The 17,468-nt window shown below is 59.7% G+C and carries 16 protein-coding genes; 11 read left to right on the top strand and 5 right to left on the bottom strand.

What is annotated here, in order from left to right:
• Positions 1–72: 72 nt before the first annotated feature.
• Together ACX80D_RS08355 and nucS are read right to left on the bottom strand one after the other, a co-directional pair.
• The gene (locus tag ACX80D_RS08355) at positions 73–1,317 is read right to left on the bottom strand and encodes an N-acetylglucosamine-6-phosphate deacetylase (RefSeq protein WP_459322190.1); all 1,245 of its coding nucleotides are present in this window, start codon (positions 1,315–1,317) and stop codon (positions 73–75) included.
• Positions 1,318–1,386: 69 nt separating this feature from the next.
• Positions 1,387–2,082, bottom strand: coding sequence for an endonuclease NucS (gene nucS / locus ACX80D_RS08360; RefSeq protein WP_459322191.1), 696 nt, complete (start codon positions 2,080–2,082; stop codon positions 1,387–1,389).
• Positions 2,083–2,196: 114 nt separating this feature from the next.
• Here nucS and ACX80D_RS08365 point away from each other — a divergent pair, with 114 nt between their 5' ends.
• Both ACX80D_RS08365 and ACX80D_RS08370 read left to right on the top strand, forming a co-directional pair.
• Positions 2,197–2,565 (top strand): ATP/GTP-binding protein, encoded by a 369-nt coding sequence (locus tag ACX80D_RS08365; RefSeq protein WP_459322192.1) that lies wholly within the window; start codon positions 2,197–2,199, stop codon positions 2,563–2,565.
• Positions 2,566–2,574: 9 nt separating this feature from the next.
• On the top strand, positions 2,575–3,366 hold the full coding sequence (locus ACX80D_RS08370) for an alpha/beta hydrolase (protein ID WP_459322193.1): 792 nt from the start codon (positions 2,575–2,577) through the stop codon (positions 3,364–3,366).
• An 84-nt stretch (positions 3,367–3,450) separates the two neighbouring features.
• On the opposite strand, the gene ACX80D_RS08375 is transcribed toward ACX80D_RS08370, so the two are convergent.
• Entirely contained in the window at positions 3,451–4,830 is a 1,380-nt protein-coding gene (locus tag ACX80D_RS08375; protein WP_459322253.1) for an AI-2E family transporter, read from the bottom strand.
• Positions 4,831–5,019: 189 nt separating this feature from the next.
• Here ACX80D_RS08375 and ACX80D_RS08380 point away from each other — a divergent pair, with 189 nt between their 5' ends.
• The 7 genes from ACX80D_RS08380 to ACX80D_RS08410 all read left to right on the top strand — a co-directional run bounded on the left by ACX80D_RS08380 (position 5,020) and on the right by ACX80D_RS08410 (position 14,356).
• Entirely contained in the window at positions 5,020–7,392 is a 2,373-nt protein-coding gene (locus tag ACX80D_RS08380) for a hypothetical protein (protein ID WP_459322194.1), read from the top strand.
• Positions 7,393–7,540: 148 nt separating this feature from the next.
• The gene (locus tag ACX80D_RS08385) at positions 7,541–8,494 is read left to right on the top strand and encodes a co-chaperone YbbN (protein WP_459322195.1); all 954 of its coding nucleotides are present in this window, start codon (positions 7,541–7,543) and stop codon (positions 8,492–8,494) included.
• 117 nt (positions 8,495–8,611) lie between these two features.
• On the top strand, positions 8,612–9,403 hold the full coding sequence (locus ACX80D_RS08390; RefSeq protein WP_459322196.1) for an ABC transporter ATP-binding protein: 792 nt from the start codon (positions 8,612–8,614) through the stop codon (positions 9,401–9,403).
• Complete coding sequence (locus ACX80D_RS08395; RefSeq protein ID WP_459322197.1) at positions 9,385–10,971, top strand: transporter; 1,587 nt, start codon at positions 9,385–9,387, stop codon at positions 10,969–10,971. Before ACX80D_RS08390 ends, ACX80D_RS08395 begins: the two co-directional genes overlap by 19 nt.
• Before the next feature lie 158 nt (positions 10,972–11,129).
• Positions 11,130–11,909: a glucosamine-6-phosphate deaminase gene (gene nagB, locus ACX80D_RS08400; RefSeq protein WP_459322198.1), complete on the top strand. Its 780-nt coding sequence runs from the start codon at positions 11,130–11,132 to the stop codon at positions 11,907–11,909.
• Between the two features lie 237 nt (positions 11,910–12,146).
• Positions 12,147–12,470, top strand: a complete 324-nt coding sequence (locus tag ACX80D_RS08405) for a DUF3039 domain-containing protein (protein WP_363838713.1) — start codon at positions 12,147–12,149, stop codon at positions 12,468–12,470.
• 116 nt (positions 12,471–12,586) lie between these two features.
• Positions 12,587–14,356: a DEAD/DEAH box helicase gene (locus ACX80D_RS08410; protein ID WP_459322199.1), complete on the top strand. Its 1,770-nt coding sequence runs from the start codon at positions 12,587–12,589 to the stop codon at positions 14,354–14,356.
• A gap of 149 nt (positions 14,357–14,505) precedes the next feature.
• On the opposite strand, the gene ACX80D_RS08415 is transcribed toward ACX80D_RS08410, so the two are convergent.
• Together ACX80D_RS08415 and ACX80D_RS08420 are read right to left on the bottom strand one after the other, a co-directional pair.
• Positions 14,506–15,123, bottom strand: coding sequence for an isochorismatase family protein (locus ACX80D_RS08415; protein ID WP_459322200.1), 618 nt, complete (start codon positions 15,121–15,123; stop codon positions 14,506–14,508).
• A gap of 11 nt (positions 15,124–15,134) precedes the next feature.
• Positions 15,135–16,487 carry a nicotinate phosphoribosyltransferase gene (locus tag ACX80D_RS08420; RefSeq protein WP_459322201.1) on the bottom strand — a complete coding sequence of 451 codons (1,353 nt, stop codon included), beginning with the start codon at positions 16,485–16,487 and terminating at the stop codon, positions 15,135–15,137.
• A gap of 37 nt (positions 16,488–16,524) precedes the next feature.
• Between ACX80D_RS08420 and clpS the strand changes: the two genes are divergently transcribed.
• Positions 16,525–16,830, top strand: a complete 306-nt coding sequence (clpS, locus tag ACX80D_RS08425) for an ATP-dependent Clp protease adapter ClpS (protein ID WP_062287210.1) — start codon at positions 16,525–16,527, stop codon at positions 16,828–16,830.
• Positions 16,823–17,389, top strand: a complete 567-nt coding sequence (locus tag ACX80D_RS08430; RefSeq protein ID WP_459322202.1) for a DUF2017 domain-containing protein — start codon at positions 16,823–16,825, stop codon at positions 17,387–17,389. The genes clpS and ACX80D_RS08430 overlap by 8 nt, the downstream gene beginning before the upstream one ends.
• Positions 17,390–17,468: the final 79 nt, after the last annotated feature.

A 17,468-nucleotide genomic window follows, 5' to 3' on the forward strand; every position in this document is an offset into this window, starting at 1 on the left:
CCGAGCCCCGTTTAGCATGACATGAGTCACATTCAAGGTCAACGAATGACGCCAAAGAGTCGCTTATATTAACTAGCCCAGCCAGTGGCCTGCGCGCATGACACGCTGCAGCTGCAGTTGCGCATCCACAATCAGCACATCTGCTCGAAGCCCACGACGCAACGCCCCAACCTCGTCTGTGAGTCCCAGAACAGCAGCGGGGACTGAGGTGGCGGATTCCAAGGCGTCGATGAAGGGGACTCCTGCGGCTGTGGCCCGGCGCACCACGTCGAGCAATGTTGCAGTGCCTCCGGCTATGGAACCGGTGGCATCCAGGGTGGCAACTCCGTTGGAGACCGTCACGGGCGAGGGGCCCAACATGTAGCTGCCATCGGCGAGCCCCGCCGCTGCCATGGAATCAGTGACCAGCACAATGTTGGCCGCTCCGACAATCTCGAACACGGTCTTGACTGTTTCCGGATCTAGATGGGTATCGTCAGCAATAAGCTCGACGGCGGCGTTCCCTGCGCTGGCTACCCGCAAGCAGGCGGCGACGGGCCCGGGGGAGCGGTGGTGCATGGGTGGCATGCCGTTGAAAAGGTGAGTCACAGTGGGGCGTCCGGAGACGCCGTCGTACCCGGCAGACTCCAGGCCCTCACGGGCCTGCTCGAGTGATTCGGCAGCTGTCACGGTGTCACAGTCGGTATGGCCCACCGAGGGGGTGATGCCGTGGGCGGTGAGCAGGTCCACCAGATCTGCGGCGCCGGGAAGCTCCGGGGCGTACGTCATGGTCACGATCGCACCTTGGCCAGCTTCGATGAGCGAGGACAAGAGATCTAAATCAGGATCCAGCAGGAACGCCGGATTCTGAGCTCCGCAGCGTGCATGGGAGAGGAAAGGGCCCTCAAGGTGGATGCCAGCCAGCAGACCTTCAGAGGTCATGCCAGCGTAAACGCCGATGCCCTTGATGAGGTCTTCGGGGGAGGCGGTGACCATGCTGGCCAATAGCGTGGTGGTGCCTGCGCGGTGGAGGAAATCCACGGCATCACGGGCCGAGGCCTCGTCACCGCTGGGGAAATCACCACCGTTGCCGCCGTGGTTGTGGACATCAATCAGACCTGGGATCAGGCGCTGGTCCGCGGGCAGCGAAATGATGTTTTCGGCGTTCATATCAGCCTGATCAAAACCTGGTTCATCAAAATGATCAGAGCGTCCGGCGTACACAATTCTGTCGCCCTCGATGGCGAGCAGGCCACCTTCAATAACGCCGTGATCGGTGACAATGGCACCCTGGATCAGGTATTTGGTGGATACGGGCGCAGGCGAGGGAACAGTCATGGCTCAAGTCTAGTCAGGAAGGGCAGAGCTGTGCTCTAAAAGACAACCGTTCCACAGAATCCCCAAGATTTAAAAGAGGCGTGAGGCGCTGTCATCCACCCCGCGCATGGCGTCGTAGTCCAGCGTCTTGCACTCAATGCCGCGGTCGACGGCTAGTGTCTTGGCCTGCGGCTTGATTTGCTGTGCGGCGAAGATGCCGCGCACCGGAGCCAGCAGTGGGTCTCGGTTGAGCAGTTCAAGGTAGCGGGTAAGCTGCTCCACCCCGTCGATGTCCCCACGGCGCTTGAGCTCAATGGCCACGGTGGCTCCGGCTGCATCCCTGGCCAAGATGTCGACCGGGCCAATCGCGGTGAAATATTCGCGGCGAATCAAGGTGAAACCGGCACCGAGCAGATGAATCTGTTCGGCCAGCAGACGTTGCAGATCAGCTTCAACGCCATCCTTGATCAGGCCAGGATCAATGCCCAAATCATGGCTGGATTCGTGGAGCTCTTCATAGATGTTAATGATGAGTTGATCGTCAGCCTTGGTCGATTTCACGATCCACTGCGAGATCACGCCTTCTTCTAGTTCCGCATCAGCTGGGCCCACCGTGCGCAGCGTCGCAGGGGGGCTCATCCAGTTCAGCGGCTTATATGAGCCGCCGTCGGAGTGGACTAGAACGGAGCCGTCAGCCTTGACTACAAGGAGTCGAACGGCGAGGGGAAGATGGGCTTTGAGGCGTCCGACGTAATCGACGGAGCACTTGGCAATCACTAAACGCACGCCTTCTACTCTAGCGGTTAGCGGCGGCAGTTGCGTCGACACCATCTCGAGAAGTGCGATGGTGCTGGGGGTGAACTGACGGTGCGGGGCTGAACAGTACGGCACAATGGAGGAATGCCCCGTTCGAACCATCCCCGTCGCCGCACCTCCAATGCCCGGGGCTCTAACAAGTCTCAGGTCCGCGGGCAATCCGGCGGGGGAACGTCAGATCCAGACGATGAAGGATTTGATCTTAACCGGGTTCGGCTCGGGATTCCCACCACCGAATCAGCGCCCGACGGCGTCTGGGCAGTCCGCAGCATCAGCGCCGGCAACGCCCAAAAGTCCTACACCTGTCCCGGCTGCCACCGTTTGGTTCCCCCGGGTCTGGCTCATTTAGTGGTCTGGCAGGAAGACGCTCTGTTTGGTACTGAAGCCGGTCTTCGTGACCGCAGGCACTGGCACAGCAACTGCTGGCGTGGACGAAGCTACCAGTACCGATAGGCTGGGCGCATGGTTTTTGATCCTAATTCCCTTGTCTTTGTTGATGCTGGCACCCCTGTGCCGGTCCGTGCCTCCACGATCTTGCCTGCCGTGCGCGAGAATATTGAGCTAAGAACCGCGGACGGAATCACTTTAGTAGGTGAACTGGCGCTACCGGCCGACGGCGTCATCCTGGCCACGCTTATCACGCTGCATCCGCTGCCCACACATGGCGGATTCATGGATTCTCATGTCTACAAGAAGGCCTCGTACCGTCTTCCGGCACTGGCTGGAATTGCCGTGCTGCGCTTCAATACCCGTGGTACCTCTTCGCCACGGGGCACCAGTGAGGGCAACTTTGAAGAAGGTCTTGGGGAACGGCACGATATTGCCGCAGCGGTCCAGTTTGCTGTGGACCGCGGACTGCCCAACCGCTGGCTGCTGGGATGGTCCTTCGGCACGGAACTGGTGTTGAAATATGGCGCCGTTGACCCTGTTGCTCAGCATGTTCAAGGAGCAGTGTTGCTCTCACCGCCACTGCACCGGGCCGATGACGCTGACTTAGAGACGTGGGCTTCCTTCGGAAAGCCGCTGACGGTACTGGTTCCGGAATTTGATGACTACCTGCAACCCGAGGCCGCTATAGACCGGTTCGCGCTGGTGCCACACGCGGAGCTGGTAGCCGTGGATGGGGCCAAACATCTGTGGGTGGGCGAAAAATACGCTGCCAGGGCGCTCAACGAGATCGCATCCACCGTACTCGGTGAAGACGTAGAGATTGCTACCGAATGGAACGGGCCCGTGGCGACTCAAACCGCCTGACGGGTTTCCCGTTCCTCTTCCTGTTGGATCTTCGTCTGCACCCTACTCTTGCGGGACTCTTGCGGCGACGAGTGCTTGTGGGTCCTAGTTCTTGTCTTGCCGAGCAATGAAGACTTCCTTGACCAGCAACATCACCGCTGCTGCGGTCGGGATGGCGATCAGTGCACCGAGCACACCGAGCAGGCTGCCACCGGCAATGACTGAAATGACAGCAACCGCACCCGGCACAGCGACGGCTTTTTGCATGATGCGCGGTGATACGAAGTAGGCCTCAAACTGTAGGTAGGCGAAGTAAGCGATGGCGTAGAACAGGGCGGTCTGCCACCCAGCCGTCAGGCTCACTGCAGTGACCACAATTGCTGCGATCATTCCACCCACCAAGGGTATAAATGCCAAGAGAGCAACAACAAAGGCCAACAAGACGCTGAACGGGACGTCAAAAATGGTCATGACAATGAAGGCGAAGGTGGCGTTCAGGACGGCCACACAGACTTGACCAATCACGTAGTTGCCCACGCCGCGGGTGATTTCTTCGCTGAGCTCTTCTACCCGGGGACGGCGTGAACGCGGGGCAAGACGGTAGCCCCATGTCTTGATAGCAGGGAGGGACGCTAGGAAGTACAAGCTGAGCACCAGCACGATCAAGGTGCCAAAGAGTCCGTTGGCGATGTTGGTACCAACACCAACTACTCCACCGAAGATGCCGCCTACAGCCTGCGCATCTTGGAAGAACTTGGCTACTTGCTCATTGACGGTGTCAAGGACGCGATATTGGACGTCGAGCTGCTTGAAAAACTCTGAATTTAAGAAGTCACTGATCCAAGTAGGGGCCTTATTAATGATCTGTGTTGTCTGTTCCACGATGGTGGGGATGAGTGTAGCGAAGAACAGTGCCACCACGCTGAGCAGACCCAACAAGACGATGACAATCCCCAAGGGGCGAGGCACCTTGCGCTTCTCCAGCCAACGAACCACCGGATCCAGACCCAGCGCAATGAACAGTGCGGTCACAATCCAAAGAAGCAGGGATTCGGTATTCGCCAGCATGTAGCTCAGGAACAGGGCAATGCCAACTCCTACCGTCCCCATGAAACCAAAATAGATGGGGTGCCGGAACACGCTGCTCCCAGAGGCGGCTTCAATAACTGCGGCGGTCTCATTAGGGCCGCTGGGCGCCACTGGAAGATCAAAACGCACCCGCGGCTGGGCGCCCGGAACAGGCTGACGGAGTTTTTCCACCAACCAGCCTCGCCAACCCTTGCCACTGTCTGGTACGGGAGTGGCAAGCGGAGTGGCGGATGCGGCCACTGGAGCGGCCAGCCCGGACTGGGTGGTTGCAGCTTCTTCGACAGGGCCTGAACCAGCGGGATCCGGAGTACTGGGATCCGCGGCGGAATGCGTGTCATCCGAAGCGGGATCGGGTGAGAAGTGATCGGGGGAAGAGTTCACTGTAGCTGCCTTCATGAATGGTGGTGTGGTGGCAAATTGTTCCACTTCCAATAGTGAATAGAGGTTACCAGCGCATCAGACTTCGATCCGCAAGCCACGGGGGTGCAACGTGATAAAAGTCAAAGAGGCATGCTCATTAGATAACGGTTCGGTTACCCTTGAATTAACGTACACAGCAGTGTTCCGCCGATGTTAGGTAAGTTCTTGCGTTCAAAAATTGCGATTATTCTGGCCGTCTTGGGTCTTTTGGTGTTGGGTACTGGCATTGGCCAGCGCACCATCTGGCTCCCGCCAGCCACGGTCACAGCCAGCGCACCGGCGGACCTTGCCGCTGCACCGCTGACTGTCATTGGCCCTGAACTCCTCAAGACCCGTGATGGAAAGTTCACCCTGACCATTAAGGGTGATGGTCCCATGCAGCTAGCTGTTGCCCGTGAAGACGACATCCTTGGCTGGATCGGCGATGCAGCCTACACCCGTATCGGCGCAGCGGATGAAGAATTCACCGGGCTGGCGGCCACCAGCACTGCAGGGGAGCCCACGGTACCCAACCCTGCCGGTTCCGATATGTGGGTCAGCGAGGAGAAAGCCACCGATGAACTTAGCTACACTTGGCAGGCGCCCGGCCACGGAGACTGGGCGCTGCTGTTTTCCGTTGACGGCAAGGCAGCTGCTCCCACCGACATTTCCGTCACCGTAGACAACGAGGCTGGAACGCCTTGGGCCGTTCCGCTAATGATCATAGGGTCCGCGCTTCTGGCCCTGGCCGCTCTGTTGTTCCTGCTGTCCCCGAGTAAATCCAAGGGCGTTCCAGCCGCTGTTGTCGGCCGGCGTTCGGCGGGTCGTGGTCCTACAGATCCGGCCACCGGAGCCTTGGAAGTAGAGAAGATTGTGGCATCCCGTGGCGCGGGTAGGAGAGCCTCAACTACCGAAGCCCCATCCACGATTGCAGAGACCCAAAAGGCAGAGACCCGAAAGTCTGAGTCCTCAGCTGTGGATGCTTCCGGTGATGCAAAGCTCGCTGCAGGTACTGGTGCCGAGGGTGAAAGTGGCGCCAAGAATGGCCTTGCCGGATCTCCTCGTCCCACTGTCCCTAGCGATGCAACCTCTGCACTTCCGGCCTTGCTGCTTAACAAGCCCAGCACTCCAGCCGAGTCTGGCGCTGACGCTACCATCGAGAAGGTAAGCCCTGAACAGGTTCAAGCTGATCAGCCCGGACAGAACCACGCAGCCACCCCGGAAGTAATTGCTGAGGGTTCAGATTCTGAGTCAGCTCCCACATCAGAGGCAGCCACAGGTTCAGACCCTGATGCTGGCGGAGCATCCAGCAAGGACCAGGACCAGGACAAGGATCAGGATTCTGGCGGTGGCACCTCTGGCAAGAAGCCAAGTTCAAGAAAGCCGCGGACCAGGAACAAGGGCGGCGCGAAAGGCAGTCTCCTCGGTGAGAAAACCAAGGCAGACAACGGTAGTACAGAGAAAGCTAGCGGGGACTCAGCTGGCAAAGACAAGTCCGAATTCAGTGCCAGCGAGATCCAGAGGGGGCCGGTGTACAAGACCTTGAAGCCCACACGTTGGGGTGCCGCGTTAGCTGCTGTGCTGGTGGCTGGCAGTCTTAGCCCAGCCGTTGCAGCCGATCCCGCTGCGCCGGAACCGAGCGCAACTGCCACGGCCGAGACCACCGCCACTCCGTCGACGCCCGGATTCCCTGGGCTGCTGGACGCTCAGGTGCAGCGTATTGCCACGGCTGTTGCTGCGGCTGTTGCTGCGGGGGACAACGCCAAGGATTCTAAAGAACTCGAAGCTCGGGTCGGCGGCATGGCTCTGGAAGCAAGGGCGGCCAACTACAAGATCCGTGCGAAGGTTTCCTCGCAGGCTGCCATGGAACCGGTAAATGCCGCACCCTTGCTGGCCAAGGTGGTCACCACCACTGCCACATGGCCCCGTTCAGCCATGATGGTGACTAAGGGTGAGAACAATGCACTGCCGCAACTGCTGACGCTCGTTCAGGCCAGTCCCCGCGAGAACTACAAGATGATTCAAGCCACACCGTTACTACCTGCCCAGACTTTCCCTAAGGTTGATAAGGAGGGCACCAAGGAAATTGCGCTGGATTCATCCGATGGGTTGAAGATGAGCCCTGCCGACGCCATTGCGGCACTGAGTGACCGTCTCACTAAGAGCGACAGTAAGTTCAAGGACTCCTTCAACGACAACGTTTACATCCAAAGCGTCCTTGATACACAGTCCACGATCGTCGAAAACGCCCAGGACGCCACGCATGTGTTCAGCCACAAGGCAAACAGCGAAGCAGCCGTGAACTTGCGTACCGCTGACGGCGGCGTCATGGTGGTGGTGGGCTACACCTTTGGCATCACCGGCACCAGTAAAGAAGATGCCACCCTGACCGTCGGTGATGATGCTGCCGTGTTTACAGGCGGCAAGGAAACTACCAAGGGCTACACGCTTAACTACGCCGAGCCCGTAGTGATGTATATTCCGCCGGCGGATGGGGACGCCAAGATTACCATCTTGTCCGCAACCCGCAACCTCGTAGGCGGTAGCTTCACACCGTAATGCCACTGCCGAGGCGGGCCCAGGCACAATGTGCTTGTGCTCGCCTCTGTCAGTTTCAGCTACCGGTCCAGCCGTCCGGTTCGCTAGTCAATTTCACCCGCGGCGAGATTCACCCAAGCCCGCCACCCAGCCCAGTTAGAGTGAGTTCATGAGTCAAAACAGCCCCATGCCACAGAGCGGCCCATCTGGAATTAATCTTCGCGGCGCCGTCGATCTTTCAGCCCTGAAGAACCGCGCTACGGCCGCTGCCTCCGGCGCGCCCGCCGGAGGTTCACCCTACGCGGTGGATGTCAACGAACAGAGCTTCCAGGAATTTGTCCAGCTATCCCAACAGGTTCCTGTAGTCGTTGCTATGGGATCGGGGCGCTCGCAACAGTCAGCTGCGGTGACGGCTCTGCTGGAAAAGGTTATCAACGAGTACGGTGGCCAGCTGGCGTTGGGACGGGTTGATATTGATTCCAGCCCACAGATCGCCCAGGCCTTCGGCATCACTGCCGTCCCCACCGTGGTGGCCCTCATCAAGGGTCAGCCCGTCCCAATGTTTGAAGGGGAACTGCCAGAAGAGCAGGTCAAGGAGTTCTTCACCGAACTCCTCAAAGTGGCGGCCAGCAACGGTGTCACCGGAAATCTGGGTGGCGCCAAAGACCCCGCGGCCGCTCCGGAACCGACGCTGCCACCACTGCCGCCGCTGCACCAGGCAGCCCGCGACGCAATTGACGCGGGAGATCTTGAAACCGCGCTGACAAGTTATGAAAAGGCTTTGGCCGAAAAGCCCAACGACGCCGACGCTAAGATCGGTCTTGCTCAGGTTCAGCTGATGCGCCGCACTGCCGAGATTGACGTGAACCAGGCTGAGGAATTCCGTACCCGAGCAGCCGGCGACCCGGACGACCTCGAAGCGGCGCTCACGGTGGCCGATCTTGATGTGACTGGTGGACATGTTGAGGATGCGCTGGCGCGTCTGGTGAAGTTCATCGCCCTGCATTTTGGGCCGGAGCGGGAGACTGCACGGGTCCGTCTGCTGGAGCTATATGACGTGGTGGGCGTCAGTGATTCGCGCGTCTCGGCATCTCGCCAAGCCCTGGCTCGCGCACTGTTCTAGCAACCACTGTCCTTGGCTGCACTTAGTCAGCTTGCCTGCACTTAATCAGCCAGCAAAGAGCAATGTCATCCTTTGGGATAAGTCACAGCGCCTTGATGGATTGCTAGGGTTTTAGGCATGAGTAATTCATTGGGGAACATTTCAACTGGCGGGCGCCCACCAGCCTTATCGATTCGCGGATTATCCAAGCATTTTGGCGAGAAGACCGCCGTTAATAACATTGACTTGGATGTTCCGGCAGGCTCTTTCTATGGCTTGGTGGGGCCCAACGGTGCAGGTAAGACCACCTCGCTGTCCATGGCCACCGGGCTTTTGCGCCCGGATGCCGGGCAGGTATGGGTCCACGGTGTGGATGTCTGGCAAAACCCGTTGGAGTCCAAGCGGCTCATGGGTTTGTTGCCCGATGGGGTTCGACTCTTTGACCGTCTGACTGGCGAACAGCTGGTGACATATGCTGGTTTGCTGCGCGGCATGGACAAGGACACCGTGGCGGATCGGGTCAAGGACCTGCTGAACGCACTGGACTTGGCTCAGGATGCCGGCACCTTGGTGGTGGACTACTCGGCGGGTATGACCAAGAAAATTGCGTTGGCCTCCGCCCTGATCCACGCACCGAGCCTGCTGGTTTTGGACGAGCCGTTCGAATCGGTGGATCCAGTCTCCGCGGCCAACATCCGGGATATCTTGCATGACTACGTGACCTCCGGCGGTACAGTGATTGTCTCCAGCCATGTCATGGATCTGGTCCAGCGCATGTGCGATCACGTCGCCGTCATTGCAGCCGGACGCGTTCTGGCAGCAGGCACCGTGGATGAGGTCCGCGGTGGGGAGAGCCTAGAAGATAAGTTCGTGGAACTTGTGGGCGGCCGGAACCAGACGGCGGGGTTGCAATGGTTGCGCACCTCCTAAGGCTGAAAATTACGCTACTGCGAAACTCCCTAAAACGCAGCCCGTGGCAACTCGTGGGGCTGATCTTCGCCGCCTTGTACGGACTGGGCGTGCTGGGCATGCTTCTGGTCGGGCTGGGCTTCGCTGGTAGTACCGGTGACTCGCAGTTGGTGAGAACGCTGATCATACTGGCTGGTTCGGCACTGTTGGTGGGCTGGCTGGTCATTCCAGTACTGGCCTCTGGCCTCGATATGACACTAGACCCGGCTCGCTTTGTCACCTATTCAATCCCTATGAAGCAACTGCTGGCAGGTCTGGCGCTCTCGAGCTTCATTGGCGTCCCGGGGGCAGTCACGCTTGTCGCCGCTATGGGGTCCGCGGTTGGGTGGTGGCGGTATCCGGCAGCAGCAGTAGCCGCTTTGATCTGCGGCGCCCTCGGTGCACTGACCTGCATCATTGCCTCACGCGCCATCACCGCGGCCAGCACCAGCCTTGCCTCATCGCGGCGCTTCAAGGATGTCAGCGGCATGATAGTGCTGGTTCCACTGATGCTCATGGGGCCCATCATTGCTGGTATCTCCACTGGCATCAATGATTTTTCGGCATATTTTTCGCAGCTGGCCAACACCTTGGCCTGGACACCATTGGGCGCAGTATGGGCGGTTCCTGCTGATATTGCCGTTGGTGCATGGGGACCGGCTTTGCTGAAATTGCTGATCGCACTGGGTACCGTGGCTGTTCTGACCTGGATCTGGCAGGTCTGTCTAGCCAAAGCCCTGGTCACTCCTGCTTTCTCCGGCGGTGGCAGCCGGGCTGCTGGAAAAATGGGCTTCTTTACCCTCTTCCCACAGACTCCTACAGGTGCCGTTGCTGCGCGTTGTTTGACCTACTGGTTCCGAGATCCGCGCTACAGCGCCGGTCTTCTCATTGCTCCGTTGATTCCTCTGGTGATGGTTTTTGGCGGAACGCAGACTGCTGGACTTGATGCTGTGGGCCCGATCCTTAGTTACGCCGGGGCTTTCGCGGCGTTCATGGTGGTGTGGAGTATCTCGGCTGACATCTCCTACGACAGCACCGCCTTTGCGTTACATCTGGCCACGGGAGTTTCCGGCAAGGCAGATAGGGCTGGGCGAGCCATAGCTGCGGCCGTTCTGGCTCTTCCGCTGGGACTGTTGTTCGCGGTGGCCGGGTCTGTGGTGGCTGGAGACTGGCAGATCCTGCCGTCGGCGCTGGGCCTCATGCTTGGTGCAACAGGGGCAGGACTTGGATTGGCCAGCGTGTTCTCCTCCAGATTCACCATGTTGGTACCACTGCCAGGGGATAACCCCATGAAATCGCGACCGGGTAATAACTTCTCCACGGTACTGATCCAGCTGGCCGGATTTGCAGGGGCTGGGGTATTGGCCGCCCCGGTTGCCGTGCTGAGCATCATGGGTGCGGTCACTGATCGAGCGCTCTTTGTCTGGTTGGCGCTGCTGCTCGGGGTGGGGTTGGGGGCACTGTACGTCTTCCTGGGAATCCGAATGGGTGCCAAACAATATAACAAGCGCGGACCGGAATTGTTGCTGGCCGTTTCTGTAGACCGCTGACTCTAGATAAGGTTAGAGCTACACAGCAGATGCAAGGCAATATCGCCCCGTCCGCCGCCGCTTTCGGCGTGCTCCGATGGGGCGTTATTACTCTGGGGTTGCTTTCTATATTTAGCCATGGGCCGCCTACTAGGTGGCATTGAAAGGAAGCGTGTTTCATGGAGGTCATCATCCTCCCGAGCAGCAAGGAAGTTGGGGCGCTCGCCGCCGATTCGATCGAAGCTTTGGTGCGCAATAAGCCCAACGCCGTCCTCGGCTTGGCCACAGGTTCCTCCCCGCTGCCCATCTATGACGAGTTGGCACGCCGCCATGAAGCAGGTTTGAGCTTCGAAGGTGTCAGCGGCTTTGCACTGGATGAGTATGTGGGTTTGCCCGTTGGCCACTACGAGTCCTACCGCGAAGTCATTCGCCGAGAATTCACCAACCGAGTAGATGTTGCTCCTGAGAAGGTGCACGGACCGGACGGTGCAAGCGAGGACATTGCAGGAGCCTGCCAGTCCTACGAAGACGCCATTGCGGCTGCCGGGGGAATCGATCTGCAGATTCTGGGCGTTGGCACCAACGGCCACATCGGCTTTAACGAGCCCGGTTCATCGCTGGCCTCACGTACCCGTATTAAGACTCTGGCCGAGCAGACCCGCCAGGACAATGCACGCTTCTTTGACAACATAGACCAAGTCCCTCACCACGTGGTAACCCAGGGTCTGGGCACCATCATGGACGCCCGGCATCTGGTTCTGGTGGCCTTCGGTGCGGGCAAGGCAGATGCTGTGCGCGATTTCGTCGAAGGACCGCTCTCGGCATCATGCCCCGCCTCGATCCTGCAGTTCCATCCGCGTGCCACCGTCATCATTGACGAGGCAGCCGCCGCCAAGCTTGCCGGTGCCGATACCTACCGGCACGCCTACATCAACAAGCCCGCCTGGCAAGGCCTGTAAAAAGAAATTCTCGGCGGGAGCCCACCTGAGTAGCAAAGGTGGGCTCCCCGTTCGCTGCTTCCCACTGCTCGCCAGCTCGCAGCGGGTCCCTCGGCAGCTCTCTTGCCAAAATTTCGACAAGCCCTCCCTTGTGCGGTGTTTTTCGCCAACGCTAGCGCAGCTGCTGGGGAGTGAAATCACTTGGAGGATTGTTGGCGCCTCGGTGAGTCGCGAACGCGAACGCGGTAGAGTGGTTTCATGAGTTTGCCTCCAGATCCTTTCGAAAATGATCCCCTGCACAGCCCCGGTCAGACCGGCGGCTCGACTGCCGTTATTGAGCGCGAGGAATTGCGTCAAGAAGTAGAGCCGGGCGACAGCGAACGATTCGCGCACTATGTGCGCAAGGAAAAGATCATGGAATCGGCCATGACGGGGGAGCCGGTGATTGCTCTTTGTGGCAAGGTCTGGACTCCCGGGCGTGATCCTCAGAAGTTCCCGGTTTGCCCCGAATGCAAAGAGGTTTACGACGGACTACGGCCTGAGGGCGGCAAGGGCAAGGGCCCGAAAAAACCCAAGAAGTAACTGGGGTTCGTAATTTTTGATAGGACCGGCGAAAAGCCGTTGATTGGCCGTGCCCGGAATTGGGTGCGGAAGCGTGAAAGTGTGACTGCGACTGTGACAAGGATGGCGGAAATTTCGTGACGGAGACATTGTTTGGTGGCCCGTCGCTGCCTCCGGCTTATCCTGAGCGCGCAGCGTGGGGTACGGCGCAAAAGCTGCGTGCCTGGCAGTCCGAGGCTATGGAGAAGTACTTCAGCGACATCCCGAGGGATTTCTTGGCGGTGGCAACGCCGGGTGCTGGAAAGACTACTTTTGCCCTGCACATCGCCACCCAGCTGATCGCTCGCGGGATGATCAACAGGGTCACCATTGTTACTCCCACAGACCACCTCAAACGCCAGTGGGCTGATGCCGCGGCCAGGGTGGGGATTGCCATTGACCCCAACTTCAAGAATGCTGACGGCCGTCACGGGAAGGGTTTCGTTGGTGTTGCTGTGACGTACGCGCAGGTTGCTAGCAAGCCGCTGTTGCACCGGGCCAAGACCGAGGCCGCCAAAACTCTGGTCATCATGGATGAAATTCACCATGGCGGTGACGCACTGTCCTGGGGCGATGGTATCCGTGAGGCCTTCGATCCCGCGGCTCGCCGGCTTGCGCTGACAGGTACCCCGTTCCGTTCCGATACGGCGGCTATTCCGTTTGTTGAATATGCCGAGGACAGGGACGGCATTCGTCGCTCGAAGGCCGATTACACCTACGGTTATGGCGAGGCGCTCAAGGACCATGTGGTCCGCCCTGTCATGTTCATGGCGTACTCGGGTCAGATGCGGTGGCGCACCAGCGCTGGCGAGGAAATGGCTGCCACGTTGGGCGAAGCCGTCACCAAGGACGTCACCGCTCATGCGTGGCGGACCGCGCTGAACCCTGAGGGGCAGTGGATCCCGGCCGTTCTAGCAGCCGCCGACAAACGCCTCACCGAAGTGCGCCGGGCCGTACCGGATGCTGGCGCCATGGTGATCGCCACGGATCACGAGGATGCGCGCGCCTACGCCGCGGAGCTGAAGAAGATCACTGGCGAAGCACCCACGGTGATTCTCTCCGATGACGCCAAGGCATCCGACAAGATCGACGCCTACTCGGCCGGCGATAAGCGTTGGATGGTGGCCGTGCGCATGGTGTCCGAAGGCGTTGACGTACCCCGCTTAGCTGTTGGCGTGTATGCCACCTCGACGGCCACACCGTTGTTCTTCGCTCAGGCCGTGGGCCGTTTTGTACGTGCCCGCAAAAGGGGGGAGACGGCGTCGATCTTCTTGCCCTCGGTGCCGAACTTGATGGAGCTCGCCAATCAGCTCGAACTTGAGCGAGATCACGCCCTGGACCGCCCCGACAAGGATCCCGACGGATTCATGGAGGAAGACGATGAGATGGAGGAGGCCAACCGCGAGGAAAAGGCCTCTGACACGCTGGAGAAGTTCAAGTTCGAGGCCCTGGAATCTCAGGCGTCCTTTGACCGAGTCTTGTTCGACGGCGGGGAATTCGGTACTGGCGGAGCGATCGGCAGTGACGATGAGCTCGACTTTCTGGGCATCCCAGGACTGCTTGACGCCGATCAGATGGGTCTGCTGCTGCGCCAGCGTCAGGCCGATCAGCAAACGCGTAAGCGCAAGAAGGCCCCGGCGGCTGAGCCTGAAGCCCCGCCGCTGATTGATCACCGCATGTTGATGGACCTACGTGGCGAGCTGGCAAAGAACGTCTCGGCGTGGAGTGCCCGCTCCGGCATGCCTCACGGGATGGTGCACAGCGAACTGCGCCGCATGTGCGGTGGCCCGGCCGTGGCTCAGGCCAACGAGGAACAGCTACAGACCCGGTTGAAGAAGCTCCAAGACTGGTTCATCGGCCGGAAATAGCACCTGTTTGCCAGTTTTTAAGGCGTGTGCCCACCGCGAGGCGCAAGAGCAGGCGGTCAGGTCTCCCGGAGCGGGGATGGATTTTCAAGGTCGCTCAGCGACCGAGGAAATCTTACTGCCCGCGAGGGAACCCAGACCGCCGGGCCCAGCTATTTGAGCTCTACGCCCGCTTCTTCGAGTTCTTCTAGGGCTTCTTCGCTGGCGTCAGCGTCCACTCCGGCCACGTAATCGCGCAGCACTGTGGTGTTGTAACCGGCGTTGATGGCATCCAAGGCGGTGGCTCGGACGCAATGGTCGGTGGCGATTCCCACGATCACCACATCTTCGACGTCATTCTCGCGCAGCCAGTCATCCAGGCTGATCGGGGCGTCGCCGTCCTCATCAGCTGATTCGTGAGCCTCGCGTTCGCCCACGGCGACCTCGTCTTCAGGGGCGAGTATGCCGTCGAAACCGGAGTAGGCGGCATCGTACTTACCTTTCCGGAAGTAGGCGTCAATGTCTTCGGTATCCAGGTTGCCGTGCAGGGCCGCTCCCTTTGAACCAGCCACGCAATGCACGGGCCAGCTCTTGAGATAGTCCGGGGTCTCGGAGAAATGCGTACCCGGATCGATGTGCCAATCCTGGGTGGCCACGATGAAATCGAAATCCGTCGCCTCAGAGAGTAGTTCGGTGATCTCCGTGGCGAGATCAGACCCGCCGGTGACGGCCAATGAACCGCCTTCGCAGAAATCGTTCTGTACGTCAACAATAATGAGAGCCTTGGCCATGGGTAAATCCTTTACTTCGCTGCTGCAGTTGCTGCAGTTGGTTGTTCGTATTCGGTGGGGATGACAGGTTCCCCACGCTGGAGCCTGCGTGCGGCACCTGGCATTTCTGCCATGGAGGCGGCGTGGCGGGCAGTTGCCCGCTCCACGCCTTCGGCTCCGGTCCAGCCCGGCGTGAGCACGCCGTCGGTCATGAACTGGGTCAGGAGGGGCCGGTCATTAGCGTCCGCCTCGGGGCGGTGGCCGATCCCCACCACCTCGGCGGTGGCGGTGCCGGACTCGTTCAGGCGGCGGGTGGCGTACTTGCGCCCACCAACGCTGGCCTTGCCCTTGGCAGCCTTAGCGACGGAGACGAACTCGCCGTCGTCCCCTTCGCGGGAGACCAATTTGTACACCATCGACGCCGTCGGAGCGCCAGAACCGGTGACCAAGGAGGTGCCCACGCCGTAGGAATCCACGGGGGCGGCGGCCAAAGCTGCGATGGCAAACTCATCCAAATCCGAGGTCACGGTGATGCGCGTGTTCGTGTTGCCCAGCGAGTCCAGCAAAACGCGGACGTCCCGCGCCTGGGCGAGCAAATCGCCGGAATCCAACCGTACGCCGCCCAAGGCGGGGCCCGCAATGTCTACGGCCTTGCGGACGGCGGTTTCGACGTCGTACGTGTCAACGAGCAGCGTGGTGCCGGCCCCCATGGAACCGATCTGGGCGCGGAACGCAGCTTCCTCGGAATCGTGCAAAAGGGTGAAGGAGTGCGCGGCGGTGCCCTGGGTGAGGACGCCGTAACGCAGGCCAGCCTCGAGGTTTGAGGTGCTGTGGAAGCCGGCAATCACAGCGGCGCGCGAGGCAGCTACGGCCGATTCTTCGTGGGTGCGGCGCGAGCCCATCTCGATGCACGGGCGAGCGCCGGCGGCACCGGTCATGCGCGAGGCGGCAGAGGCAATGGCGGAATCGTGGTTCAGGATCGAGAGCACGTACGTTTCCAGAATGCACGCCTCGGCGAACGTGGATTCAATGCTCAAAATGGGTGAATTCGGGAAATAAAGTTCGCCCTCTGCATAACCGTAGATGCTGCCGGAGAATTTGAAATCGGCCAACCAGGACAATGTTTCGTCGTTAACAACGTTGTTTTGGGCCAAGAAATTTAGCTCGTCGGGGCCGAACCGGAACTGCTCCAGGCCCTCCAAGATGCGCCCTGTTCCGCCCACAACACCATAGCGGCGGCCGTCTGGCAGGCGCCGGGCGAAGGCCTCAAACACGCTGCGGCGATGCGCGGCACCGGAGTGCAGGGCAGCTTGAAGCATGGTCAGCTCGTAGTGATCTGTAAACAGTGATGTGCGGGGCTGGCCCCAGCTTGATGGAGTAGTCACGGAATTCACTTTAGTAGGGCAACACTAGAATGGACATATGAGTGTCAGCACAGCCCCGGAAACAGACCGGGAAGTATCAACTCGCGAACTCATCTCCCCAGACATCCCCTGGGAATTAATCGTGTGGAATGACCCGGTTAATTTGATGAGCTACGTCAGTTACGTCTTCCAAAGTTATTTTGGCTATTCAGAGGCAAAGGCGGCGAAATTAATGCTTGAGGTTCACACTGAGGGCAAGTCCGCGGTTGCCCATGGCTCCAAGGAAAAGATGGAAGCCCACGCCGTTGCCATGCACGGATTTGGGCTCTGGGCGACAGTTCAGAAGGGCGGCCCCCGTGGCTAAGGCCTTCTCCGCCGGCCGCCGCGGCATCACCGGCTTTCTGGAACCTGCCGAGCGCGACCTCCTCCGCAAACTTTTCACCGACATCATCACCATGCTGGAACCGGAAACCCCGGCGCATGAGGACCCGTTGGCAGCCCTAATTGGCTTGGACATGGATGTGTCCGTGCCGATGGATCCGGCCCTGTTGCGGCTGCTGCCGGACGCTGTGAAGGACGACGCCGACTCCGCCCTTGAGTTCCGACAGCTCACCGAACGCTCGCTGCGAGAAACCAAGATCGGGGCGCTGCGTGCGGCCTCCTTGGGTCTGGAAAGCGACAAGCTGGTCTTGAACGAAGAAGGTGCCAAGCTCTGGGCCATGGCCCTGAACGACGTTCGCCTGGTACTGGCCGAACGGCTCGAAATTCGAGACGAAGAAGACGCCGACCGGATCCACGAGGTTCAAGACTGGGGTGAGGCAGACGACGTCGAAAGTTACCTTTCCCTGGTTTACAACTTTGTCTCCTGGCTTCAGGAGAGCCTGGTGCAAGCCATGCTCGCGGCCATGGCACGTAGCAAGTAACCGCCTGTGGCAGCTGGAGAAATTGTGTTGTTGTTCGCAATTGACACGCTCCGGCTGGCAAAGGAACTATTGTTGAATC

The sequence above is a fragment of the Arthrobacter sp. Sr24 genome (assembly GCF_054511175.1).